Consider the following 24,120-nt stretch of genomic DNA (forward strand, 5'->3'; position numbering starts at 1 on the left):
TCACTACCTGCACACTGAAAAAATTCTTCTCATAAGTCGCACTCTGCCCACTTTTCACGTTAGGGTGGTTCAAGCACGTGCGTGTTCGTCCTGCGGGAGGGGAAGCCTGCAGCGCGTTTGCGTGCCGAGAGGTATGAATAAGTGGTTAATGAAGATAAAGGAAAGTTCCTGACGGTTGCCGAGGTCGCGGAGATCATGCGCGTTTCCAAGATGACCGTCTACCGCCTCGTTCACTCCGGTGAACTGCCTGCCGTCCGCGTAGGCCGTTCGTTCCGTGTCAACGAGAACGCGGTGAACGAATACCTGGAGTCCTCCGTCTACGACGTGGGGTAAACCAGCCGCTCGGTGCCCGTCCCCGCCCGCTATTCGGGAGGAGGCGGGCACTTCGCATTTTTGGCCGGGGGTATGCCCGCCTGTATGATTGGCGTGTTCAGGTCGGCCGCCACCTGGTGGAGTGTGCACCTTCTCCGGGGCCGCGCGAGCGGTCGCGCCGGCCACGTACGGTCGTACTCAACGTTAGAAAAGAGGAAACCTCATGGGTTCAGTGATTAAGAAGCGCCGCAAGCGCATGTCGAAGAAGAAGCACCGCAAGATGCTCCGCCGCACTCGTGTGCAGCGTCGTAAGCTCGGCAAGTAAGCCAAGCGTTGCCCGCCTCCGTTTTGGGAGGCGGGCTTTTTGCTTCCCGAGTTCTGGTTTTAGCCTGTATCGGCCACTCGAGGTAGTGGGCTCCCTCGAGGCCGTCCTTGACTCACATGACAACGTGGTGTGCGTCATTCGTACGACCGACGTGCAGGTTTGTCGGCTGGTGGACGTGAGTGACGAGCATGCCATCGCCGAAGGGGAGGGCTACGCGGATGCCAGGGAATGGCGCATCGGACATGAACGGTATTGGCACTCGCCAGAATTTGTGGAGTACATCGGGGAACTCGAAATTAGCGACGACACCCGAGTGGTGTGTCAACGCTTTGCCGTTGATGAGCGCTACCCGATCAAGGCATTGGAGCCGTGGCGTGGCTGAGGCCGAACAGTCCCAACCAACGCCGACTTTCCCACCTAGGAAAGTCGGTACACCTCGTAATCATCGGGAAAGCCTGCTCCAGGGACGTGCTGTAGTCCGAGCCGCACCGCCAGGCCAATCGATGCCTGATTCGCTGGGTCGATGATGGCAACGATGGGGAGCGTCGGGAAGCGCTCGCGGGCACTGGCAATCGCGGCGGCTGCGGCTTCCTTGGCGTAGCCCTGGCCTTGCGATTCGGGTGCGAACCGATAGTAGAGGTTCAGGACTTCTTCGTCGGCTTCCTCGCTGTGCCTTACCCCGGTAAAGCCAATGGTCGCGCCGTCGAGGGTGCGCACTGTGTAGTAGCCCAATTGCTGATCGGCCCAATTGTTCTGCCACGCGCGCGCAAGCTCGACAGCCTCATCGCGGGTCTTCATTGTCAGCTCGGGTCGGTGCTCGTAGGTGCGGGGATCTGAGTGAATCGCAAAAATGGCATCGATATCCGCATGTGTCGGCACCGACAACTCAAGCCGCGGGGTGCGCAGGGCAAACGCATCAGGCATGGTGAGTCCTGTCCTGCCGCTTGCTCCACAACCGCCACAAAGAAAACGCGCCCGCGGCACCCAGTACCGGCAGGGCGGACAGGCGTACGGCGCGGCGCACCGGACGGTAGTCGCGGATGGCCCAGCCTTGGGCTTTCGCGTGGCGGCGCAGCGCACGGTCCGGGTTTACCGCGACGGGGGAGCCGACCATCTCCAGCATGGGGAGGTCATTGATGCTGTCGGAGTAGGCGGTGCACTGCTTCAGGTCGAGTTGCTGCAGCGCGGCCAGGGCGGCCACGGCGTGTTTCTTGCCGGGGCCGTGGAGGATGTCACCGACGAGGCGGCCGGTGAACTTGCCGTCCTCTTCTTCGGCCACGGTGCCCAGTGCGCCGGTAAACCCAAGAGTTTCCGCAAGTGCTTGGCCGATTTGGACCGGGGTGGCGGAAACCAACCAGACTTGTTGGCCGGCGGCGATGTGCATGGAGGCCAGTTCGATGACGTCCGAATAGGACTTGTTGAGCATCTGCTTGTCGACGATCTCCTGGCAGGCCTCCTTGAGCTCGTCGACACTTTTGCCCTTGACCACGGCAAGCGCCTGCTCGCGGCCCTGGGCAATGTCGTCGGCGTTCTCGGAGCCGGACACACGGAAGCGGATCTGTTTCCACAGCGCCGGGGCGAGTTCGCGCAGGGTGATAAAGCGCTTAGTAAACAGCCCCTGGGCGAGCAGGATGAGCGAGGAGCCCTGGATGAGCGTGTTGTCGATGTCGAAAAACGCCGCGGCTTCAGTGTCCTGGGGGACCGACGGGTCCGGCGGGGTGATCTTGTGGCGGCCCGCGGTCTTGAACGCGCCACCGACGGAGTCCACGCCGAGGGCGAAGTCCTCCATTGCGATGCCGAAGGTTTCTTCTACAGCGGCGGCTGCGGCGGCTTGGCCTGCGGTGCGCTGGGCGTCGTCGTCAAGCGGGGGCAACGCGAGGTCCTCAAGAAAGCGTCGCAGGTTGCCCTGCGAGACGGACCATTGTGCGAGGAATTCCCGCTGTTCTGACATGTCGATCGGGCCCCTTCCGCTGGCGGTGTTAGCGTGAGCAATCGTACAACGCCGTAAGACACGGAGGAGCGGGGATGAAAATGGTCGAACTGATGGTGCGCGAAACGTGCGGATCCTGCGAGCGGGTCGCAGCTCAGATCGCACCCGTGGTGGAACGGTGCGGCGCGGAGCTTGTGCTTGTCGACGTCGACGCGGACCCCGACAATGCAGCCGAATACGGCGACCGCGTGCCGGTGGTCGTCATTGACGGCGAGGAGTTCGCCTGCTGGGAAGTGGACAACAACGACCTCGAAGCGGAACTTCTGCGCTAGGGGGCTATCCTTTAGTTTGATTTTCGAGCCGGACTGGAGGAATTTGTGAGTGTTCTTGTTGTGGGGATGTCCCACAGGTCTGCTCCTGTGGCCCTGCTAGAACGGCTCAGCATGGACGCCGACGTGCAGCACGGCACGGCCGCGGCGCTGGTTGCGCGGCCCTCCCTGTCGGAGGCGATGGTCATCTCCACCTGCAACCGCTTAGAGGTCTACGTGGTGGCCAACGCGTTCCACGCAGGTGTGGAGGACGTGCTGGCGGTGCTGACGGAGATTTCCGGGGTGGGCGTCACCGAGCTGCGCCGCTACCTGTACGTGCGCTACTCCGACGCCGCCGCGGAGCACATGTTCACCGTCGCCTCGGGGCTGGACTCCATGGTGGTGGGAGAGCAGCAGATCATCGGCCAGGTGCGTTCCGCCTACGTGGACGCGGTGGAGCGCGGCACAGTGGGGCCGAACCTGCACTCGCTGGCGCAGATGGCGCTGCACACCGGCAAGCGCGTGCACTCGGAGACGGGTATCGACGACTCCGGTGCGTCCATGGTCACCGCGGCGCTCGACGAGGCGATGGACGTCATGGGCGTGCCGGACTTTTCCGGCAAGAAAGCCCTGGTCTTGGGTGCGGGTGCGATGAGCTCGCTTGCGGCGACGCACCTGGGCAAACGCGGCGTGGACTCGCTGGTCATCGCGAACCGCACCCGCGACCGCGCGGAGCGGCTCGCCCAGCACTCCATCGAGGCGGGCGTGCCGGCCGAGGTGGTCGACTTCGCCGACCGCACCGAAGCGATGGGCGGGGTGGACATCGTCGTCTCGGCGACCGCGTCCGACGAGTACACCGTCACCCCGGCCGACATCGCCGGCCCGGTCATGCTGGCGGACCTGTCGCTGCCGCGCGACATCGACGACGCCGTGACCGATATCGAGGGCGTGCACCTGGTCAACATCGAGTCGTTGCACGAGCACATCCGCAACGCCGGCACCGAGGATTCCCGTGCGCTGCGCGAGGCGGGGGACATCATTGACGAAGAGGTCAAGCTCTTTTCCTCCGAACAGCGCGTTCGCGGGGTGGCCCCTGCGGTGACGCGGCTGCGTCGCAACGCCGCGGAGATCTCCGGCCAGGAGCTGCAGAAACTACGCACCCGCCTGCCGGACATGGCCGAAGAGGACTTCGAGCAGGTGGAGCGGACGGTACGGCGTGTCGTCGACAAGCTGCTGCACGCGCCGACGGTGAAGATCAAGGAGCTCGCCGCCGCATCTGAGACGGTGAGCGTGGAAGAAGCGGTAACCGAGCTGTTCGGGCTGGACCAGCCTGCGGTGTCGGTGGAGGCGCAGCGCCTCCCGTTGCCCGAGGAATTGCGCGGTAAGGAGAAGTAGATGCTCAAAGTTGGAACTCGCGGGTCGAACCTGGCCACCACGCAGGCGGGGCATGTGCGCGACGCGTTGAAGGACGCCGGATACCCGGCGGAGCTGGAAATTGTGGTCACGCCGGGCGACCTGTCGCAGGCCCCGGTGGAGCGCATCGGCGTCGGCGTGTTCACCTCCGCGCTGCGCGACGCCCTGTTCAAGGGCGAGGTCGACGTGGCGGTGCACTCCTTTAAGGACCTGCCGACTGCCGACGAGCCGCGCTCGTACTTGATCGTGCCCGAGCGCGAGGACAACCGCGAGGCGCTCATCGCCCGCGACGGGTTCACACTCGCCGACCTGCCCGAAGGCGCGCGCGTGGGAACATCTGCGCCGCGGCGTATCTCGCAGCTGCGCGCGATGCGCCCCGACCTGGACATTCGCCCGCTACGCGGCAATATCGAGCGCCGCATGAGCTACGTCGAATCCGGCGAGCTGGACGCCATCGTGCTGGCGTACGCGGGTCTGGTCCGCGGCGGCTACGGCGACCGCCCGACCGAGGTGTTCGACCCGGAGCGCTTCGTCCCGGCACCTGCGCAGGGGGCGCTTGCGGTCGAGTGCCGGGCAGGGGACGAGGACACCCGCGCAGCCATTGCGACGCTTATCGACGACACCGCCACCGTCCAAGCCCGCGCCGAGCGCACCGTGCTCGCCGTGCTCGAAGCCGGCTGCACCGCACCCGTTGCAGCGATGTCCCGCGTCAACGATGGTGCAATCGAGCTGCGCGCCGGCGTGTTTGCGCTGGACGGATCGCGTCAGATCGTGGAAGACGTCACCGGCACTGACCCGGAGGACGTGGGCCGCCGCGCAGCCGAGGCGCTGCTTGAGCGCGGTGCCGCCGAGCTCATGGACTAGCGGTGGTTTTGTTCTGGGGCACATCCCTTTTATGGTGTAGATACCATACGTTCGATTCCCTCCGCGCAAGGGGTCGCCAAGCGGCGTCCGCATGCGCGGGGGACGTTATTTGTGCCTAGAAGAGATTCCTCTATGACATTGCCCTCTCACACCCCCCAGCCGGGGAAGGTGATCTTCGTGGGCGCTGGACCCGGCAACCCGGAGTTGCTCACCGTCCGCGCCCGCGAGGTGATGGAAGCTAACGCTATCGCACTCGTCGACCCGGAGGTGTCGGCGGGGGTCCGAACCGTCGTCGGCTCGGCGCTTCCGGTGCCACAGGCCAAGCTCGACGAGGCAAAAGCCGTGTACGAGCAAATGTGTGCGGACGCGAAAGCCGCAGGTGCACGGCGCAAACCGCCAAAACCGGACGACCCGACCGCAGCCGAGATCGAAGAGGTTGAACTCTCGGGTGAGGGGATCGTCGACAAGGTGCGAAAAGCACTCGAGGATGCGGCGCAGTCCATCGAGGACGGCGAAGCTGGTGACGGCGACGTCATCCGGCTCGTGTGCGGCAACCCGCTGACCCGCGACGCGGTGATGGAGGAAATCTCCGCCGTCGCCGAGGCCGGCTTCGAGTTCCACGTGGTCCCGGGCATGTCGCTGCCGTCGACGGTGCCGTCGTTCGCCGGCATCGCGCTCGGTTCGACCTACACCGAGGCAGACTTGGCGAACGGCCCGGTCGACTGGGACCAGCTGGCGGCAGCTCCGCAGCCGCTGGTGTTCCAGGCCTCCCAGGAGCAACTAGACGAGATGGCCTCCGAGCTGATGGAGCGCGGCTTCCAGGGCTCCACCGCGGTGACGATCACCACCAACGGCACGACCCGCCTGCAGCGCACGTTCGACGCGACGCTGCAGACCCTGGGCAAGCTGGACGCGGATCTGGAAGGCCCGCTGGTGGTCACGCTCGGCACGGTTGCCGACGACCGCTCGAAGTACTCCTGGTGGGAAAACCGGCCTCTGTACGGCTGGCGCGTGCTCGTGCCGCGCGCGAAGGAACAGGCCGGTCCGATGAACGCGCGCCTGACGCAGTACGGCGCGATTCCGCAGTCGGTGCCGACGATCTCGCTCGAGCCGCCGCGCAATCCCGCCCAGATGGACCGCGCGATCAAGGGCATCGTCGAGGGCCGCTACCGCTGGATTCTGTTCACCTCCGTCAACGCGGTTGAGTCGGTGTGGAGCAAGTTTGAGGAACTGGGCCTGGACGCCCGCTCGTTCGCAGGTGTGCACCTGGGCGCGGTGGGGCAGAAGACCGCCGACGCGCTGCGTGCCCGCGGCATGCAGGCAGAACTCATCCCGCACCGCACGAAGCAGAACGCGGCCGGCCTGGCGGAGATCTTCCCGGAGTACGTCGAAGACATCGACCCGGTGGGCCGCGTGCTGCTGCCGCGCGCCGACTTGGGCTCGGACGTGCTGGTCGACGGGCTTCAGGAGAAGGGCTGGGAGGTTGACGACGTCGTCGCCTACCGCACCGTGCGTGCCGCCCCGCCACCGCCGGAAACGCGCGACATGATCAAATCCGGCGGGTTCGACGCGGTGTGCTTCACCTCGCCGTCCACGGTGAAGAACCTTGTAGGCATCGCCGGCAAGCCGCACTCGCGCACGATCATCGCGTGCATCGGCCCGGTGACTGAGACGGAAGCGCGCGAACAGGGCTTGCGTGTCGACGTCGTGCCCGAGGTCGCCGACATCCCGTCGCTGGTCGACGCGCTGGCCGAGCACGTCGCAGGCCTACGCGCGGCCGGCCAGTTGCCGCCGCCGCGCAAGAAGCGTCGTAAAACGGCGGCGTCGGCGTCGTCGAAAAGCAAGGCAGCTGCCGGGGAGTAACCGGCACGGCTGGGGTCGTGTCGGGGCAGCGTTCTAAGATGTGGCGCATGGCAGATTTTGAGCTCACCCGACGACCCCGACGACTGCGCCAGAACCCGGCGCTTCGCACCCTGACGGCGGAGACGAGGCTGCACCCGGCCGACTTCATCCTCCCGCTGTTTATCGCGGACGGCCTCGACGCCCCGCGCGAGATCACCTCGATGCCGGGGGTGTACCAGCACACCGAAGATTCCCTGAAAACCATTTGTCACGAGGCGCTCGACGCCGGCGTGAAGGCCATCGACCTGTTCGGTGTGCCTCTGGAGGAAGACAAGGACGCCACCGGCTCCGTGGCCTGGGCCGAGGACGGCATTTTGAACCGCGGGATCGCGGCGCTTCGCGACGAGTTCGGTGACGACCTGGTCATCATCGCGGATACGTGCCTCGACGAGTTCACCGACCACGGCCACTGCGGTGTGATCAGGACCGATTCGCGCGGCAACGAGTATGTGGACAACGATGAGACCATCAAGCTGTACTGCGACATGGCCGTGTCCCAGGCCCGCGCCGGTGCGCACATGGTCAGCCCGTCTGGCATGATGGATGGCCAGATTGGCCAGATCCGCAAGGCGCTCGATAACGAGGGCTTCGACGACGTGGTCATCATGGCTTACTCAGCGAAGTACGCCTCGAAGTTCTTCGGCCCGTTCCGCGACGCCGTCGGCTCCTCGCTCAAGGGCGACCGCCGCACCTACCAGCAGGACCCGGCCAACGTGCGCGAATCCCTGCTGGAGACCGAACTGGACATCGCGGAAGGTGCCGACATCGTCATGGTCAAGCCCGCGTTGCCGTACCTGGACGTGCTGGCCAAGGTCGCGGAAACCTCCCCGGTGCCGGTGGCGGCCTACCAGGTCTCCGGCGAGTACGCGATGATGAAGGCGGCCGGCGCGAACGGCTGGATCGATTTCGAGGAGACGATGATGGAGTCGCTGGTGTCCATCAAGCGCGCCGGCGCCGACCAGATTCTGACCTACTACGCCATCGAAGCAGCAAAGCAGCTCAATGGTTAGCCTCCCGCCGGTCAACCCGCAAAGCCCGAGCCACGTCGACACCGACGCTGTCGCCGAGGGCGTTAAGAAGCCGTCCGGCCCGCCGGAGCCGGTGCGTTTGATGGTGCGCTGCTGGGCTGTCATGCTCATCGGCGAGCTGATTCACCAGATCCTCACCGTCGTGTTCTCCTTCGCCGACCCTGCGCCGCTGCGCGAGGCGGCCAAGGAGCAGGCGAAGGCGAGCGGAGACGAGGTGTCCGACGGCCTGCTCAACATGGGCGTCTACGGCGCCATCGTGTTCATGGGGCTGATCCAGTTAGCGGTGCTGCTGCTCTTCGTCTTCGCGCTGCGCGCGGTGAAAACCCAGGGCTCGTGGGCCGCTAACGCGCGCCGGCTGCTGCAGATTTTCGCCGCGTTTTTTGCCATCCGCATGCTCACGTTGTTCATGATGCAGCCGGCGTCCACCGCAATCCCGGTGGTGTTCTACGGCATCGACGGCGTTGTCCAGATCATTTTGGGCGTGGCGGGCATACTTGGCATCGTGTATTCCACGGATAAAGCTTCCGTGGACTGGGTTGAACCGCAGGCGAAAAAGGAGCCGTAAACACCATGGCAGGCATGTTCCCCACGATGGTTTCGGACCCGGATGATAGAAACCGGCGTTTTTCCGGCGAAGTCGGCCCGCAGTGGCCGCGCTCGCTGCGCATCGGCTACTACCTGGCCCTGGCCGCCGCCGTGCTCATGCTTGTCATCGGGTTCGTGTCGCTGGCCAACGGTGTGCCGGACAGACTGCCGGACACCTGGATGATTGAAGGCGCCGACGAGGACCTGGTCGAGCGCTTCGCGTCCAACCTGCGGATTCTCGCCTGGAGCAACATCATCTTGGGCCTGGTCCTGTCGGGGGCAGCCTCGTATTTTTCGCGCGGGTCGAAAACAGCACGCCGTGTCGCCGGCATCGTCACCGCCTGCGCTGTGTTTGTGAACCTCGCTGGCTTCTTCGTCGGCGTTGCCGGCTGGGCCTCCATCGCGGTGGTCGTTGCGCTGGTGTTCGCCCTGTTCTTCGCATTCCGCCCGGATGCGAACGCGTTCGTCGATACGCGCAGCGGCGATGTGTGGAAAGGCGTGAAGTAGGTGCAATCCCACGACGGGCTTGAGGCGTGCATCGAGGAGGCCCGGCACGCCGCGCGCGAAGCCGGCATCGACCCGAACACGGCGAAGCGCGACCTCGACGGCGAACTGGTGCGCCCCAACGCCTCCTACGCCTTCGAACTTTCCGGGCTGGAAGACGGCCCGCAACTGATCGATATCGAAGAGGCGCTCGAGGCGCTGCCCGGCGTGTCCGCACGCCTGGTGTATCCCACGCGTATGGCGTGGGTGACCGCCCCGGCGAGCACCCCGCTCGGCGTGATCACGGAAACCATCGAACAATTCGGCGTCGGGGCTATAGTGACCGATTCCACCCTGCAGCGCCGCGCGCACGGCCGCTACTGGCAGGAGCACCCGATGCCGCGACGGGCGAAGCACCGTCGCAACGAGGAAGCCAACCTCATCGCCCGCGCGCAGGGGTTCGTGCGCCCGTCGACGCGCCGCTCCCGCCGCGAGGGCGACGTGTTGTTTACCGCCCGCGACCTGGTTACCCCGACACGGCTGTGGGTGGCGTTCTTGCTCACCATCCCGGTGCTGCTGCTCACCTACATCCCGCGGCTGGATTTCCCGGGCTGGCAGTGGGTGTGCCTCGCGCTGACCACCCCGGTGGCGCTGTGGTGCGCTTCCCCGTTCCACCGTGCGATGGCAGGCGGTGTCCGCCGTGGCATGCCGGCGCTCGACGGCGCGAGTTCGATCGCCATTTTGGCCTCGTACGTGTGGTCGTTCGCCATGCTGCTGTTCACCGAAGCCGGGGACTTGGACTTCACCACGTCCGGAAGTTGGGTGCCTCTACGCATGTCGGACGGGCCCGAGCTCTACTTCGAGGTCTCCTGCGCGGTGACGCTGTTGCTCTTGGCCGGCCGGTACGCGTCCATGTGGGTGCGCACCGACCTGCGCGAGGAGCTGGAGGCGCGCAGGCCCAGCCAAGACGATGTGTACAAGGTCGACCACCGCGATAAGCGCCACGGCCCATCGCCGGAAGAACTGCCCGCCACCGAGATCCGCCGCGGGGACGACGTGGTGCTCACCGCGGGCCAGATCATTCCGGTCGACGGAGAAGTGGTGGGTGGCTCGGGCCATATCGGTGCGGAGCTCGTCGATACGCACCGCGACGACGTGCTTAAGGTCGGCTCCGTGGTCACCGCGGGATCGGTGCTGGCGCAAGGCAAGATCAAGGTGCGCGCCAACCGCGTCGGCCACACTACGCTTTTGACCGCGGTGCAGCGCTGGCTTGACGACGCCTCCCGCTACCAAAACGCGGCCACCATGGTCTCCACCCGTACCGCGGGCCTGCTCATCCCGTTCGCCTACGTGATCGCGCTGCTGGACTTCGGCCTGTGGCTGCTGTTTACCGGCAACATCAATACTGCAGTGTCCACGGCGCTGGCGATCCTGGTGGTTGTGGCGCCGGTGAGTCTCGCAATCTCCCCGGCACTCGCGATGCGCCAAGGCTTAGATGCCGCGGTGCGGAACGGCATGCTCGTGCGCGACGGCAACGCGCTGCGCACCCTGGCCGACACCGATACCGCGGTGTTCAACCGGGTTGGCACGCTGGTGAAGCCGGAAATGCACGTGGAGACCGTCACCGCGGTGACCGGGGAAAGCAGCGAATTGGTCATCCGCATTGCCGGTGTGTTGTCGGCGGATTCGGACCACCCCGCCTCGAAGGCGATCGTGAAAGCCGCCCGTGCCGCCCGCGACTCCCGTTCCGGGGACCCGTGCGTGCCGGACTGGATTGAAGCGTCCGGTGACACATGCTCACCCGACGGTGAGTTCCGCGGCCCGATCACAGCAACCTGGGGCAACGGTGACAACGCGCGCAGCGAAACGTTCACGGCCTCGCTGTGGCGCCCGACCAACCTGTCGCAGCTGCGCGGCAAACTCTCTGTCGCGGCGACCACCGGCGGCACCCCAGTCGTAGTGCGCTGGGGCGGCAAGGACCGCGGCGTGATCACCTTGTACGATCCGGCCAAAGACGACGCCATCGAGGCCATCGACCGCCTCGAATCCATGGGCGTGGAAACAGTCATGCTCACCCGCGACACCTACCCGGTGGCGCGCCGCTTCGCGGACTTCCTTGGCATCTCCCACGTGCTCGCCGGCATCCGCAGCCCCGACAAGCCCCACGCGGTGCGCTCCCTGCACACCCAGGGCGCGAATGTGGCGATGATTGGGGACGCATCGGTGCTGCCGTCGCTACGCGTAGCCGACTCCGGCCTCCTCTTCGCCGAAGACGACCTGTTCGGCTCCAAGGAGCCACGCTGGAGCGATGACGCCGAAGTGGTGCTCATCCGGGAAGACGTCATGTCCGTGCCGCAACTGATCGAACACGCACGGCGCATCAAGCGCATCGCCAGCAGCAACCTCGCCTTCGCAGGCATCTACAACGCCGCCGCGATCGTGCTCGCCGCTGCAGGTGTGCTTCCACCGGTGGGCGCGACACTGCTCATGCTCGGCAGCTCGCTGTTCATCGAGGCGAAGTCGCGCCGGGCCCGCAGGTTCAAGATTTAGGGTTTTCGCCGGTAGGGTAGGGGACCATGACTAGACGCGACCTCGCCAACGCCCCGCTTCTCGAGGCCGCCCACGGCCGCACCCCGTCCCGCACCCCGGTGTGGTTCATGCGCCAGGCTGGCCGCTCCTTACCGGAGTACCGCAAGGTGCGCGAGGGCATCCCGATGCTGGATTCCTGCTTCATGCCGGAGCTGCTCGCGGAAATCACGCTGCAACCGGTGCGCCGCCACGACGTTGACGCCGCGATCCTGTTTTCCGACATCGTCGTCCCGCTCAAGGCCGCAGGCGTGGGCGTGGCGATCGTGCCGGGCCGCGGCCCCGTGATGGACACCCCCATCCGCTCCCGTGCCGACGTGGACAACTTGCCGCTTCTCGACGACACCGTCACCGAAGTCGCCGACGGCATCCGCATCATCCTGGACGAGTTGACCGACACCCAGGCACTCATCGGCTTCGTCGGCGCACCGTTCACCCTGGCCAGCTACCTCATCGAGGGCGGACCGAGCAAGAACCACGAAACAACCAAGGCGATGATGCACGCTGATCCGGAGACCTGGCATGCGCTGATGCGCCGCCTCGTGCCGACGATCACGGCGTTTCTGAACACCCAGGTCGAGGCCGGCATCGACGCGATGCAGCTCTTCGATTCCTGGGCCGGCTTCCTCACCGAGGCCGATTACCGCGAATTCGTCCTGCCGTACTCGGTCGAGATCCTGGAAACCGTCGCCGACGAGATTCCGCGCATCCACTTCGGCGTTTCCACCGGCGAGCTGCTCGGCGCGATGTCCGAGGCTGGCAGCGAGGTCATGGGCGTGGACTGGCGCGTGCCGCTGGACACGGCGGCGAAGCGTTTCGCCTCTCCGCGCGTGCTGCAGGGCAACCTGGATCCGGCGCTGCTGTTCGCCGGCACGGGTGTGGTGCGCGGCGAGGTCGCCCGCATCAAGGCTGAGGCCGCCCGCGCGATCGAAGCCGGCGACGCAACGGGGCACATCTTCAACCTGGGCCACGGCGTGCTGCCCACCACCGATGCGGACGCGGTCACCGAAGCCGTGGCGATCATCCACGAGGAGCACTAATGAACATCGCGATCATCGGCGCAGGCCTGGCAGGGCTGACCGCCGCCTACGAACTGCGCAACTCTGGCAACAAGGTCGACGTCTACGAGGCGACCGACCGCCTCGGCGGCAAGCTTTACACCGTCGCGTTCGAGGCCGGCCCGACCGACATGGGCGCCGAAGCGTTCATGGCACGACGCAAGGATGCCGTGGAGTTTTTCACCGAGGTCGGCGTCGGCGACTCCCTGGTCGAGCCGTCCGGCCTGCGCTCGCTGGTCTGGGTCGACGGCGAAGCCCGCGGCCTGCCCACCGGCGGCGTGATGGGCATCCCATCCCACTCGGAAACGGTCAAGCACCTAGTCAGCGACGAGACCGCGCAGCGTATCGACGACGAAGCCAACCGCGCGGGCTTCACCTGGGACACCGGCGGCGACATGAACGCCGGCAAGCTTGTGCGCGACCGTTACGGCGACGAGGTGGTGGACAACATCGTCTCCGCCCTGCTTGGCGGGGTGTACTCCTGCACCGCCGACGACCTCGGCGTGCGCGCCACCATCCCGCAACTCGCCGCCGAGCTCGACCGGCTGGCCGAGGCCGGCGACCGCACCGTGCACCTGTCCACCGCCATCGCCAACCTGGAGCGCTCCCGTAAGGAGATGCCAACCGGTCAGGGCGCGGTGTTCAACGCGTTCCGCAACGGCTACCAGGAGCTCTACGAAACGCTGGCGGAGAAGTCGGGGGCGGATATATACATCGACGCGTTTGTGTCGTCGATAAGCCGCGAAGGCGAGGGTTTCCGGATCAAGGGCGGCGAGGACACCGTCTACGACCACGTCATCCTCGCAGTGCCCGCACCGACCGCGGCGCTGCTGCTCAAGGAGATCGCACCTGAGGCTGCGGAGAAGCTGCAGACGGTGCAACTGGCCAACTCTGCGGTCGTCGGCATGCGGTTCGCCACCGACGAGGGGCTGCCGGAAAACTCCGGCGTGCTCGTCGCAAACGGCGCCGAGGACGTGAAGGCGAAGGCGTTTACCCTGTCGTCGCGTAAGTGGCCGCACCTCGCCGAGCGCGGCGGGGCGCTCGTGCGCGCAAGTTTCGGCCGCTTCGGCGACAACATCGCACTCACCGCGACCGAGGACGACCTCGTCGACTGGGCCCTCGACGACCTCAAAACCGTCACCGGCTTCGACGGCCGCGAGGCAGGCCTTGAGGAGATCTACGTGCAGCGCTGGTTCGGCGGGCTTCCGCGTTTCGACGAACACCACCTAGACACCGTCGCCGCCGTGCGCTCACTTCTCGACGACGTCGCCGGCATCTCCGTCACCGGCGCCTGGGCCAGCGGCGTGGGCGTGCCGGCTGTAGTGGCGGACGCGCGTGTCGTCGCCAAGCAACTGCTCTAAGCCCACGGGTCGATGAGTTCGACGCCCGCGCCCTCGAAGTCCTTCTGGTTGCGCGTGGCGAGTGGCGCGTCGTGGGCGCGGCAAATCGCGGCGATCATCGCATCCGCGTCGTGGATGGGTCGCCCCATGGCGCTGCGGGTGGTTACTATCTCGCCGTACTCCCAGGCAGCCTCGGTGCCGAAAGGGAGAATGCCGCGTCGGTACTCGAAGTTGGATAGCTGCCAGAAGACAGCGTGCTGAATCTCGTTTCGACGTGAACCATCTGGTAGACGTTTCACGCCACGAACAATTTCGCCGACCGTGATCGCGGTAATGAACTGTTGGGCATTTGCATTGGTGGCCCAACGTATGACGTTTCCGTCCGGATTCTTGCGACTCAGTTCTGAAACAACGTTCGTGTCGAGAACGATCATCATCGACCGCCACGACGCGCAGCGATAACCTCATCCACGGCATCTGCGAAGTCATCCAATCCGCCAAAATCTCGGCCGAGCTGGTAGAACTCGAGACCTACGTTTACTGGGCGGACGGCTTCTTCCAAGATATGCCGGATTTCCGCCTCCATAGATCGACCGTTCATGCTCGCTTGAAGCTTGATCTTGCGCCGTACCCTTTCATCCACCCCTCGAATGGTGAGCGTGGCGGTCTTTGCCGGCTTCTCTGCAACTGTGGTCGCCGTCCGCTTCACCGAGCGAGTTTCGGTTCCCTTATCGATCGTCGTCATGATCTCTCCCCTCATCCCGCATTGATGCAGTCATAATGCTAGCAACCGCGCGCGACATGCGGCTAGGGGCAAAAGTGTCTTGTCCGCTAGGTTGAACACCTATGGAGCAACACGCCAACGAGCGCGGCACCGCCGAAGCCGCCGAGAAGGAATGGTGGGAAGAAGAAGGCCTGCCGTGGAACGGCAAGCCCACCAAGGCTGACTACTGGTGCCTTGGCTGGTTCGGTTTCGTCGGCATCTTCGGCCTAGCGATGATCCCGCTGCGTGCCTGGCTGCTCGGCCTGCACCCGCCGGTGCTGCTGGCGCTGACCGGCTCGCGCGTGGGTGCCGCGTCTACCGGCGCGTTGGCGGCGGTGGGGGAGGCGCCCTATTGGTTGATCTACCTGCTCATCGGTTCGCTCGTGAACATCAAGTTCGACTGGATCTACTGGTGGGCCGGCAAACTGTGGGGCCGCGGCATCTTGGACGTCCAGGCTGCGAACTCGAAACGGACCGCGAAGAATATCGCGCGCGTGGAATCCTGGGCGATCAAACTCGGCTGGGTGGGCATCTTCCTGGCCTATGTGCCCATCCCGCTGCCGATCGCCTTTGTGGTGTTCGTGTTCATGGGCATCTCCGGTATGCCGCTGTGGAAGTTCATGGTGCTGAACTTCATCTCAAAGACCATCTGGTCGTTCCTCTACCTTGGTTTGGGCTGGTGGATCGGCGAGCCAGTCGTGGACGTGTTGGACCAGTACGCGAAGGTGGCCAACTGGGTCGCGATTGCGCTGCTCGTGGTGGTGTTTGTCGGCATCTTCAGGAACCAGTCGAAGAAAAAGTCCGCCGCCGAGGCCGTGGGCAACGAACTCGAGGCAGGTAAGTAGCCGGGGACTGGGTCCGCAAAATAGTTCCACACTGGTGCGAGAAGGTGTGGAACTTTTTTGGTTCTACTCGCCGACGACCTGGGGAAACGCAGCCGAGGTGGCGCGATGTAGTGAAGAAAGTTCCCCGGCCGGGAACTTTTTCGGCCGGCTAGGCGGGCCAGGGGCGCTAGTCCCGGTTGACCACGACGGTGGAGAAGTCCTCGTCGCCGCGGCCGGCATCCTGCTGTTGCTCCAGCGACGCGAGCGCCGCGGCGACGGCCGGCAGGTCCTGGTCGGCAGAGTCGAGCATCAACCTCGCGTCCTTGGCGATGGCGTCGGCGGTGAAGTCGCCGGGGGAAGTGGAGCGCTCGCCGAGCAAGAACGGCGCCTTCATGTTCACAATGAATTCCAGGCCGGTGGAGCCGAGCATGTCCACAACCTGCTCCTCCGACAACCCCTGGGATTCGCCCAACACCAATGCCTCCTTGAACCCCTCGATGGTCACGGCCAGGGCGAGATTGGCCAGGAGCTTTCCGGTGGCGGCTGCGGCGGCGGTGTCGACCACTTTGAGACGCTCCGGGTTGGCGGCGGCCCAGGGGGCGACGACGTCGGCGACGTGGGATCGTCGAGAAGCATCGGCACCGCCGACGTAGACGCCCAACTTGCCGGCGCGGGCGGGCGGCAGCGAACCGACGACCGGGGTGTGGACGTAGCCGGGCACGGCGTCTGCAAACTCGGCGGCGTCGGCGGGGGAGATCGTGGTGGCATCGGCCCAGGTCACGCCGTCAGGGATCAGCCCGGGCTCGATGACGACCTCGCGCACCGTGTCCGGGCCGAACAGGGAAGTGATGACAAGGTCGGCGCCCGCAACCGCCTCGGCGGGCGAGCTGGCAGCCGTTGCGCCGCGTTCCACCAGCGGTTCGGTCTTGGAGGCGGTGCGGTTCCAGACGGTGAGGGTGTGGTCGTCGACAAGCTTGAGCGCGAGCTCAGTTCCCATGCGGCCGAGGCCTAAAAACGCGATATTCATATGGCCTACGATAGACAACCATGACTTCGCAGAACCCGACTTCAGGCAACACCCAGCGCTCGGCCGAATTGTTCGAGCGTGCACAACGGTATACCCCGGGCGGTGTGAACTCCCCGGTGCGCGGCTTCGGCTCGGTCGGCGGCCAGACCCGCTTTATCGAGAGCGCGCACGGCTCGAAACTTATCGACGTCGACGGCAACTCCTATGTCGACCTCGTCTGCTCCTGGGGCCCGATGGTGCACGGCAACGCGCACCCGCAGATCGTCGAAGCCGTGGAGAAAGCCCTGGTCAAGGGCTTAAGCTTCGGTGCGCCGACGGAGGCGGAGATTGAGATCGCCGAGCACATCGTGGCCCGCACGTCTGTCGACGAGGTGCGCATGGTCAACTCCGGTACCGAGGCGACCATGTCCGCGGTGCGGCTGGCGCGCGGATTCACGGGCCGGTCGAAGATCATCAAGTTCGAGGGCTGCTACCACGGCCACGTCGACGCACTGCTGGCCAGCGCTGGTTCCGGCATCGCGACGTTTTCCCTCCCGGATTCCCCGGGCGTGACCGGCGCGCAGGCCGCGGACACGATCGTCGTGCCGTACAACGACATCGAGGCCGTCGAGCGCGCGTTCCGCGAGAACGAAGGCGAGATCGCCGCAGTGATCACCGAGGCAGCCGCCGGCAACATGGGCACCGTCGCGCCGCAGAACGACTTCAACGGGCGCCTGAAAGAGGTCGCGCATCTCAACGGGGCGCTGCTCATTATCGACGAAGTGATGACCGGCTTCCGCACCTCCTACTCCGGTTGGTACGGCGTGGATCACGTCGCGGGGGACCTGACCACGTTTGGCAAGGTCGTCTCCGGCGGCCTGCCGGCGGCGGCGTTCGGTGGCCGCCGCGACATCATGGAGCACCTCGCTCCGAACGGACCCGTCTATCAGGCAGGCACGCTGTCCGGTAACCCGGTGGCGATGGCGTCGGGTCTGGCATCACTCAAGCTTGCTGACGAAACCATCTACCCGGTGCTCCAGCGCAACGCCGACACGCTGGCGCAGCTTGTCGACGATGCGCTGACCCGTGAAGGCGTCGCCCACCACATCCAGCGCGCCGCGACAATGCTGTCTGTCCGCTTTGCCGAGGGCGAGGGCCACAACTTCGCCGACATGCAGGCCGCGGACACCTTCCGCTACGCCCCGTTCTTCCACGCGCTGCTGGACAACGGCGTCTACGCCCCGCCGAGCGCGTTCGAGACCTGGTTCGTCTCCACGGCGCTGACCGACGAGGACTTCGGCCGTATCGAGGACGCACTGGCCGTGGCCGCCAAGGCCGCAGCGCAGGCGGAGGCGTAACCCGTGAGCGATGCGCTGAACCCGGGCGGTGCCGCCCGCACCACGGTGCACCTCGTGCGCCACGGCGAGGTGTTCAACCCGCAGAGGATCCTCTACGGGCGCATGCCGGGCTACCACCTGTCGTCGCGCGGGCAGTCCATGGCGCGGGTGACCTCTCAATTCTTCGAGGGCCGCGACGTGACCTACCTGGCGGCGAGCCCGCTGGAGCGCGCGCAGGAGACCGCCTACCCGATCGCGGAGGTCACCGGCTGCGAACTGCAGACCTGCGACGACATCATCGAGGCCGGTAACACCTTCGAAGGCCTGCGCACCAAGGGTTTGCGCACCCAGCTGGCCAACCCGATCCGCTGGCGGCACATGACCAACCCGCTTAAACCCAGCTGGGGTGAGTCCTACGACGAGATCCTCGAGCGCATGTGGGGCGCCTTGATCGACGCCCGCGACATCGCCGACGGCCATGAGGCGGTGCTGGTGAGCCACCAGTTGCCCATCGTCATGGTGCAGCGCCAGGTTCAGGGCAAGCCGCTGGCGCACATGAGCCGCAAGTGCGACCTGGCCAGCGTGACGTCACTTGTGTTTGAAGGCGGCCGTGTTGTTGACTGGGCGTACAACACCCCAGCCCAGGAGATTTAAAAAGGTATGACCGAGAAGCGAAAGCTCGTCGCCGCGGTGTGCTGCGCGGCAGCGTTGGCTGTGTCAGCGTGTTCCAACGCATCGACGGACCAGGGCGGCACCTTCTCGTTCCACTCCCCGGGCGGGCAGACCGAGATCACCTACGACGAGGCCGATCGCCAGCCGCTTGCCGGTTTCGAGGGCGAGTCGCTCATGGAGCCGGATAAGACCATCGCGCTGTCGGACTTTGCGGGCCAGATCGTGGTGCTCAACGCCTGGGGTCAGTGGTGCGCGCCGTGCCGTGCGGAGGTGGACGACCTGCAAGCAGTCCACGAGCGCCTGCAGGCTCAGGGCGACGGCACCGTGCTGGGCATCAACGTGCGCGACAGCAACGCGGAAATTGCCCGGGACTTCGTCAAAGACAACGGCGTGACCTACCCGTCCATTTACGACCCGCCGTTTAAGACCGCGGCCTCGCTTGGCGGCGTGCCGTCCTCGGTGATCCCGACGACGATCGTGCTGGATAAACAGCACCGCCCGGCCGCGGTGTTCCTGCGTGAGATCACCGCAGACGACCTGATCGAGGTAGTCGACCGCCTCGCCGGGGAGGCGTAGGTGGGGTTTGCCGATCTCGTCGCCGACGGCCCGCTGCTGCTCGGACTACTCGCAGCCGCACTCGCCGGGCTCGTTTCCTTCGCCTCGCCGTGCGTGATCCCGCTGGTGCCGGGCTACATCTCCTATCTCACCGGTGTCGTCGGGGGCGAGATGACGCTTGACGACGACGGACCCCGCGTCTCCCGAAAGCACTGGGCCGTCGCCGGTGCCGCGATGTTGTTCATCGCCGGGTTCACCGTCGTGTTCGTGCTGGCCACCGTCACCGTGTTCGGCGCGGTCAGCGCGATCCAGCTCAACGCGCAAACACTCACCCGCATCGGCGGGGTGGTCACCATCCTCATGGGCCTGGTGTTCATGGGGGCCGTGCCCGCGCTGCAGCGCGACACCCGCATGAGCCCGAAGAAATGGACCACCATCTTCGGCGCGCCGCTGCTCGGCGGGATTTTCGCGCTCGGGTGGACGCCGTGCCTCGGCCCGACGCTCGCCTCGATCATCTCGGTGTCCGTGGGCACCCAGGGCTTTACCGCGGTGCGCGGCGTGGTGCTCGTTATCGCGTACTGCATCGGGCTGGGCCTACCGTTTCTGCTGGTCGCGCTCGGCTCGTCAAAAGCCGTGCGCAGCATCGACGTGCTGCGCCGCCACTCGCGCGGCATCCAGATCGCCGGCGGCATCGCCATGATCGCTGTCGGCATCATGCTGCTCACCGGCGCCTGGGACCTGTTCATCGGTTGGAGCCGCGAGCTGGTCGACGGATTCGGAGGGGTGATCATCTAAATGAAGACGGCACAGACCTGGCTGCGCAAGGCGTGGCACTGGCTCACCAGCATGCGCACCGCGCTGATCCTGCTGTTCATCCTCGCGCTCGCGTCCGTGCCGGGCGCCCTGCTGCCGCAGCGCCAGGTCAGCGCCTCCTTGGTCGACGACTACCTGCGCGCCAACCCGGCGATGGGCCCGATCTACGACCGGCTGCAACTCTTCGACGTGTTCAGCTCCACCTGGTTCGTTGCCATCGTCATGCTGCTGATGATCTCCCTGATCGGCTGCATCATCCCGCGCTCCATCGACCACTGGCGCGCCTACAACGCCAAGCCGACCCGCGCGCCGCGCTACCTCACCCGCATGCCCATGCATGCGGAGGGGGAGGTTGACGGGGAGCGGGAGGTCGTCGATAAGCGAGTGCGCTCGGTGTTGAAACGCTGGCACACCGCCTCCTACAAACCGGACGAGGACCGCGCAGGCGTGTACTCCATCTCCGCGGAGCGTGGCTACACCCGCGAGCTGATGAACCTGATTTTCCACATCGGCATCGTCGGCATGATCGTCACCTTCGCCGCCGGCCGCATGGTGTTCTACGAGGGGCAGGCGATTGTGGTCACCAACTCCGAATCCGAAAACGCCATCCCCGTTGAGCAATCGCGCGTGTTCTGCAACACCTCGCCCGCCAACTTCGACGTCTTCCGCGCCGGGCCGTTTTTCGACGGGACCGGCCTGACCCCGTTCTGCTTCGAATCCCAAGACTTCAAGGCCAAGTACCTCAACAACGGCCAGGCCAACGAGTTCAGCTCCGATGTCACCTACACCGACGACGTGAACCGCCCGCAGGACGAGTGGGACCACGCCAGCCTGCAGGTCAACAGCCCGCTGCGCTTAGGCGGCGACCGCATCTACCTTCAGGGCCACGGCTTCGCCCCGCAGATCACCATCATCTGGCCGAACGGGGAGACCCGCACCCAGATGGTGCAATTTAGGCCCACCGATGTGACCACGTTCCTGTCCTCCGGCGTGATGCGTTTCGACCCGCCGGCCGGCATGTACCCGGACCTGGCGGAGCGCCGCGAGAACCAGATCGCCATCGAGGGCAACTTCGCGCCCACGGCCGACTGGACCGGCCCGAACGGCGACCAGCTGCAGTCTGCGTTCCCGACGATGGACGACCCGGCGATCTCCGTCGACGTCTACGTCGGCGACGCCGGCTTGGATACCGGCCGGCCGCAGAACATCTTCACGCTCGACCAGGCGCTTGTCGCCGAAGGCCTGCTGCAGAAGGTCACCCGCGTCCAACTCACCCCCGGGTCGGAGGCCACCGTGGACACCGGCGACGGCGAGGTGAAGGTGCGTTTCGACGGCGCCGCCGAGTACGCCAACTACCAAATCTCGCACGACCCGACGCAGGTGTGGGCACTGGTGGCCACAACGATCATGCTGCTCGCGCTCGCCGGCTCGCTCGCGATCAAACGCCGCCGCATCTGGGTGCGCCTGCGCCCCGCCGACACCCCCGGCCACACACTCGTGGAGATCGCCGGCCTGGCCCGCACCGACCGCGCCGGCTGGGGCCGCGAGTTCGACGAGATCGCAGCGGAGCTTCTTCACGACGACACCCACCTCGACCGTCGCGACGACGAAGAGGAATTCGACCCCTATGACCTTGGATAACAGGGGGCCGGTGGAGTAGGTTAAGACCCATGCTTGTCAACACCACCATGGCGGAGCTGTCGGACCTGACGTTCCGCACCGCCTTCATCGTGTACATCGTGGCGCTGATTATGTCGTTCATCTACTACGGCCGCGTCACGGCAATCATCGATGCCCGCCGGGAAGCCCTGGCGGAAAAGAAAGTGTTGGTGGGCGCGGGCGGCCCCGATGTCGTCGATAAGCAATCGCTTCACGACGACCCCGAGTACACCGCGCGCGTCGCCTCCGCCCGCAAATGGGCCGGCATGACCCAGGCGCTCGTGTGGGTGGGCGTCGCGCTACACGTGGTGGCGTTTGTCACCCGCGGACTCGGCGCGAAGCGCTTCCCGCTGGGCAACCTGTACGAATACATCCTGTTCATGACCGCCGTGATCATGGTCGTGGCCGCCGTGGTGGTGCAGCGCAAGGGCTGGCAAACCATCTGGCCGTGGCTGCTGTTCCCGATGGTTGTCGCGATGTTCTTGAATTCCACCGTGTTCCACATGCAGGCCGCGCCCGTCGTGCCCGCGCTGCAGTCCTACTGGCTGCCGGTGCACGTCTCCTCGGTGTCCATCGGCGCGTCCGTGGGTCTGGTCTCCGGTGTGTTCGCGCTTTTGTACCTGCTGCGCATGTGGCAGCCGCGCGGCGAGGAGCACGGTTTCTTCGGCGCGATCGCACGACCGCTGCCGAGCGCGAAGACACTCGACCAGATCGCCTACAAAACCGCGGTGGTCACCCTGCCGCTGTTCGGCATCGGCATCGTCTTCGGCGCCATTTGGGCCGAGGTGGCCTGGGGCCGCTTCTGGGGTTGGGACGCGAAGGAAACCGTGTCCATGATCACCTGGATCCTCTACGCCGCGTACCTCCACGCCCGCGCCACCGCCGGCTGGAAATCCACCGCGGCGGCCTGGATCAACGTGTTCGCGATGCTGATGACCATCTTCAACATGACGTACGTGAACACCGTCATTGCCGGCCTGCACTCCTACGCGGGGCTTAACTAGTGAAAGTCCTGATCACGGGTGGGGCCGGCTATATCGGTTCCACCATCGCGTCGTGTTGCGCGGATGCCGGCATCACCCCGGTGATTCTCGACGACTTCTCCACCGGCCTCCACGTCTTCGGCGAGCGCTTTGAGTGCTACGAAGGCGACGTGGCCAACGTTGAGCTGCTCGAGCGAGTCTTTACCGACCACCCGGACATCTTCGCCGTGGTGCACTGCGCCGCGAAGATTATCGTGCCGGAGTCGGTGGAGCAGCCGCTGGACTACTACGACAACAACCTGGGCAAGGCGATCACGCTGCTGCGCGCCATGGACCGGTTCGGGGTGCGGCGGTTCATCCTGTCGTCGACGGCTTCGATGTACGAGCCCGGCCCCGACTCCATGGTGGACGAAACCAGCCCCGTCGCCCCGCAAAGCCCCTACGCCGCGTCGAAGTGGCTGCTGGAGCGCGTGCTTGCCGACGCCTCCTTAACCGGCCGCCTCAACGCCATCGCCCTGCGCTACTTCAACCCGATCGGCGCCGATCCCGCCTTGCGCACCGGGCTGCAAAACCCGGCGCCCACCCACGCGCTGGGCAAGATGATCTCCGCGCACGCCGCCGGCGAGCCGTTTACCGTCACCGGCACGGGGTGGCCCACCCGCGACGGGTCCGGCCTGCGCGACTACATCCACGTGTGGGACCTCGCCCGCGCGCACGTGGCGTGCCTTGAGCGGTTCGACACCATCTCCACCGGCTACGACGTGATCAACCTCGGCACCGGCCGCGGCACCACCGTTTTCGAGCTCGCCGACGCCTTCGGCGAAGCCACCGGCACGCCGCTGACCGTGCGCACCGGCCCCGCCCGCCCCGGCGACGTCGTCGGCTGCGCCACCCGCACCGACAAGGCGTTATCTGTGCTGGGTTGGAAGGCCGAACTCGACGTTGTCGACGGTGTGCGCGACTCCCTCGCTTGGTCCGAAAAGCTACCCACGATCTTGGAAGCGGAGGCCTCCCGATGAGCGGCCCACAGCGCAAACCCCGCCACAAGCAGGGCAAACCGGCCAGCGACGACCCGGTGCTCATCGCGCTCGGCGAGCAGATTGCCTCCCGACGACGCGACACCGACCGTCTCCAACAAGAAGTCGCCGATACCGCCGGGGTGTCCCGCTCGACACTGCACACCATTGAGCACGGCGGGGCAGGGGTGCGCTGGGAAAAAGTCGTCGCCGTGGCCAACACCTTGGGGCTGAAGGTCGTCCTGGAGGCCGATTCCTGACACTTTCCGCCGGAATCCGCCAATCGGCCCCTAAATCCCCAGGACAATGACACATTCGCTTTGTGTCAAGTGGTTTGTCAGCGTACGGGGCGGTCACG

The 24,120-nt window shown here is 65.8% G+C and carries 27 protein-coding genes; 22 read left to right on the top strand and 5 right to left on the bottom strand.

The genetic code is table 11. The annotated features are described in order from the left end of the window. Window positions 1-141: 141 nt before the first annotated feature. The 3 genes from IAU68_RS01135 to IAU68_RS11450 all read left to right on the top strand — a co-directional run bounded on the left by IAU68_RS01135 (window position 142) and on the right by IAU68_RS11450 (window position 1,019). Window positions 142-333 carry a helix-turn-helix domain-containing protein gene (locus IAU68_RS01135; RefSeq protein WP_070421497.1) on the top strand — a complete coding sequence of 64 codons (192 nt, stop codon included), beginning with the start codon at window positions 142-144 and terminating at the stop codon, window positions 331-333. A 202-nt stretch (window positions 334-535) separates the two neighbouring features. Next, complete coding sequence (locus IAU68_RS01140; RefSeq protein WP_003855542.1) at window positions 536-637, top strand: 30S ribosomal protein bS22; 102 nt, start codon at window positions 536-538, stop codon at window positions 635-637. Continuing rightward, on the top strand, window positions 609-1,019 hold the full coding sequence (locus IAU68_RS11450) for an ASCH domain-containing protein (RefSeq protein WP_171193249.1): 411 nt from the start codon (window positions 609-611) through the stop codon (window positions 1,017-1,019). The genes IAU68_RS01140 and IAU68_RS11450 overlap by 29 nt, the downstream gene beginning before the upstream one ends. 35 nt (window positions 1,020-1,054) lie before the next feature. On the opposite strand, the gene IAU68_RS01150 is transcribed toward IAU68_RS11450, so the two are convergent. After that, on the bottom strand, window positions 1,055-1,561 hold the full coding sequence (locus tag IAU68_RS01150) for a GNAT family N-acetyltransferase (RefSeq protein ID WP_171193250.1): 507 nt from the start codon (window positions 1,559-1,561) through the stop codon (window positions 1,055-1,057). Further along, on the bottom strand, window positions 1,554-2,588 hold the full coding sequence (locus IAU68_RS01155; RefSeq protein ID WP_171193251.1) for an HAD family hydrolase: 1,035 nt from the start codon (window positions 2,586-2,588) through the stop codon (window positions 1,554-1,556). The genes IAU68_RS01150 and IAU68_RS01155 overlap by 8 nt, the downstream gene beginning before the upstream one ends. A 74-nt stretch (window positions 2,589-2,662) precedes the next feature. On the opposite strand from IAU68_RS01155, the gene IAU68_RS01160 reads away from it, so the two are divergent. The 10 genes from IAU68_RS01160 (at window position 2,663) to IAU68_RS01205 (ending at window position 14,155) form a co-directional block, all read left to right on the top strand. Continuing rightward, window positions 2,663-2,899 carry a glutaredoxin family protein gene (locus IAU68_RS01160; RefSeq protein WP_171193252.1) on the top strand — a complete coding sequence of 79 codons (237 nt, stop codon included), beginning with the start codon at window positions 2,663-2,665 and terminating at the stop codon, window positions 2,897-2,899. A 45-nt stretch (window positions 2,900-2,944) separates the two neighbouring features. After that, window positions 2,945-4,270 (top strand): glutamyl-tRNA reductase, encoded by a 1,326-nt coding sequence (locus IAU68_RS01165; protein ID WP_171193253.1) that lies wholly within the window; start codon window positions 2,945-2,947, stop codon window positions 4,268-4,270. Further along, entirely contained in the window at window positions 4,271-5,152 is an 882-nt protein-coding gene (hemC, locus tag IAU68_RS01170) for a hydroxymethylbilane synthase (protein WP_171193254.1), read from the top strand. 132 nt (window positions 5,153-5,284) lie between these two features. Beyond that, a complete protein-coding gene (locus IAU68_RS01175) occupies window positions 5,285-7,015 on the top strand; it encodes a bifunctional uroporphyrinogen-III C-methyltransferase/uroporphyrinogen-III synthase (RefSeq protein WP_171193255.1) in 1,731 nt (576 codons plus the stop codon). 47 nt (window positions 7,016-7,062) lie between these two features. Further along, a complete protein-coding gene (gene hemB / locus IAU68_RS01180; protein ID WP_407928717.1) occupies window positions 7,063-8,064 on the top strand; it encodes a porphobilinogen synthase in 1,002 nt (333 codons plus the stop codon). Then, the gene (locus IAU68_RS01185) at window positions 8,057-8,647 is read left to right on the top strand and encodes a hypothetical protein (protein WP_171193257.1); all 591 of its coding nucleotides are present in this window, start codon (window positions 8,057-8,059) and stop codon (window positions 8,645-8,647) included. The genes hemB and IAU68_RS01185 overlap by 8 nt, the downstream gene beginning before the upstream one ends. Before the next feature lie 5 nt (window positions 8,648-8,652). Further along, window positions 8,653-9,174, top strand: coding sequence for a DUF7144 family membrane protein (locus IAU68_RS01190; RefSeq protein WP_171193258.1), 522 nt, complete (start codon window positions 8,653-8,655; stop codon window positions 9,172-9,174). Next, window positions 9,175-11,700: a heavy metal translocating P-type ATPase gene (locus IAU68_RS01195; protein ID WP_171193259.1), complete on the top strand. Its 2,526-nt coding sequence runs from the start codon at window positions 9,175-9,177 to the stop codon at window positions 11,698-11,700. Between the two features lie 26 nt (window positions 11,701-11,726). After that, window positions 11,727-12,776, top strand: a complete 1,050-nt coding sequence (gene hemE, locus IAU68_RS01200) for a uroporphyrinogen decarboxylase (protein ID WP_171193260.1) — start codon at window positions 11,727-11,729, stop codon at window positions 12,774-12,776. After that, the gene (locus IAU68_RS01205) at window positions 12,776-14,155 is read left to right on the top strand and encodes a protoporphyrinogen oxidase (protein ID WP_171193261.1); all 1,380 of its coding nucleotides are present in this window, start codon (window positions 12,776-12,778) and stop codon (window positions 14,153-14,155) included. The genes hemE and IAU68_RS01205 overlap by 1 nt, the downstream gene beginning before the upstream one ends. Here the strand turns inward: IAU68_RS01205 and IAU68_RS01210 are convergent. Together IAU68_RS01210 and IAU68_RS01215 are read right to left on the bottom strand one after the other, a co-directional pair. Continuing rightward, window positions 14,152-14,571, bottom strand: a complete 420-nt coding sequence (locus tag IAU68_RS01210) for a type II toxin-antitoxin system VapC family toxin (RefSeq protein ID WP_202880130.1) — start codon at window positions 14,569-14,571, stop codon at window positions 14,152-14,154. The two genes, IAU68_RS01205 and IAU68_RS01210, sit on opposite strands and share 4 nt — an antisense overlap. Then, window positions 14,568-14,879 (bottom strand): FitA-like ribbon-helix-helix domain-containing protein, encoded by a 312-nt coding sequence (locus IAU68_RS01215; RefSeq protein ID WP_171193262.1) that lies wholly within the window; start codon window positions 14,877-14,879, stop codon window positions 14,568-14,570. Before IAU68_RS01215 ends, IAU68_RS01210 begins: the two co-directional genes overlap by 4 nt. 101 nt (window positions 14,880-14,980) lie before the next feature. On the opposite strand from IAU68_RS01215, the gene IAU68_RS01220 reads away from it, so the two are divergent. Beyond that, window positions 14,981-15,742, top strand: coding sequence for a DedA family protein (locus tag IAU68_RS01220; protein ID WP_171193263.1), 762 nt, complete (start codon window positions 14,981-14,983; stop codon window positions 15,740-15,742). A gap of 166 nt (window positions 15,743-15,908) precedes the next feature. Here the strand turns inward: IAU68_RS01220 and IAU68_RS01225 are convergent, their stop codons facing one another. Next, window positions 15,909-16,748 carry an NAD(P)-dependent oxidoreductase gene (locus IAU68_RS01225; RefSeq protein ID WP_171193264.1) on the bottom strand — a complete coding sequence of 280 codons (840 nt, stop codon included), beginning with the start codon at window positions 16,746-16,748 and terminating at the stop codon, window positions 15,909-15,911. Between the two features lie 20 nt (window positions 16,749-16,768). Here IAU68_RS01225 and hemL point away from each other — a divergent pair, with 20 nt between their 5' ends. From hemL to IAU68_RS01265, 8 genes are read left to right on the top strand one after another with little or no spacing between them, the layout of a single operon-like run. Next, window positions 16,769-18,085 carry a glutamate-1-semialdehyde 2,1-aminomutase gene (gene hemL / locus IAU68_RS01230; RefSeq protein ID WP_171193265.1) on the top strand — a complete coding sequence of 439 codons (1,317 nt, stop codon included), beginning with the start codon at window positions 16,769-16,771 and terminating at the stop codon, window positions 18,083-18,085. Between the two features lie 3 nt (window positions 18,086-18,088). Then, window positions 18,089-18,718 carry a histidine phosphatase family protein gene (locus IAU68_RS01235; RefSeq protein WP_231699055.1) on the top strand — a complete coding sequence of 210 codons (630 nt, stop codon included), beginning with the start codon at window positions 18,089-18,091 and terminating at the stop codon, window positions 18,716-18,718. 6 nt (window positions 18,719-18,724) lie between these two features. Next, entirely contained in the window at window positions 18,725-19,312 is a 588-nt protein-coding gene (locus IAU68_RS01240) for a TlpA family protein disulfide reductase (RefSeq protein WP_171193266.1), read from the top strand. Then, entirely contained in the window at window positions 19,313-20,086 is a 774-nt protein-coding gene (locus IAU68_RS01245) for a cytochrome c biogenesis CcdA family protein (RefSeq protein WP_171193267.1), read from the top strand. Then, complete coding sequence (locus tag IAU68_RS01250; RefSeq protein WP_171193268.1) at window positions 20,087-21,745, top strand: cytochrome c biogenesis protein ResB; 1,659 nt, start codon at window positions 20,087-20,089, stop codon at window positions 21,743-21,745. 29 nt (window positions 21,746-21,774) lie between these two features. Beyond that, window positions 21,775-22,767, top strand: coding sequence for a c-type cytochrome biogenesis protein CcsB (gene ccsB / locus IAU68_RS01255; RefSeq protein ID WP_171193269.1), 993 nt, complete (start codon window positions 21,775-21,777; stop codon window positions 22,765-22,767). Then, window positions 22,767-23,765, top strand: coding sequence for a UDP-glucose 4-epimerase GalE (gene galE, locus IAU68_RS01260; protein ID WP_171193270.1), 999 nt, complete (start codon window positions 22,767-22,769; stop codon window positions 23,763-23,765). Before ccsB ends, galE begins: the two co-directional genes overlap by 1 nt. After that, window positions 23,762-24,022 (top strand): helix-turn-helix domain-containing protein, encoded by a 261-nt coding sequence (locus IAU68_RS01265; protein WP_171193271.1) that lies wholly within the window; start codon window positions 23,762-23,764, stop codon window positions 24,020-24,022. The genes galE and IAU68_RS01265 overlap by 4 nt, the downstream gene beginning before the upstream one ends. The last annotated feature ends 98 nt before the right edge of the window (window positions 24,023-24,120 follow it).

The organism is Corynebacterium lujinxingii (assembly GCF_014490555.1).
GTDB classification, from domain to species: Bacteria; Actinomycetota; Actinomycetes; order Mycobacteriales; family Mycobacteriaceae; genus Corynebacterium; species Corynebacterium lujinxingii.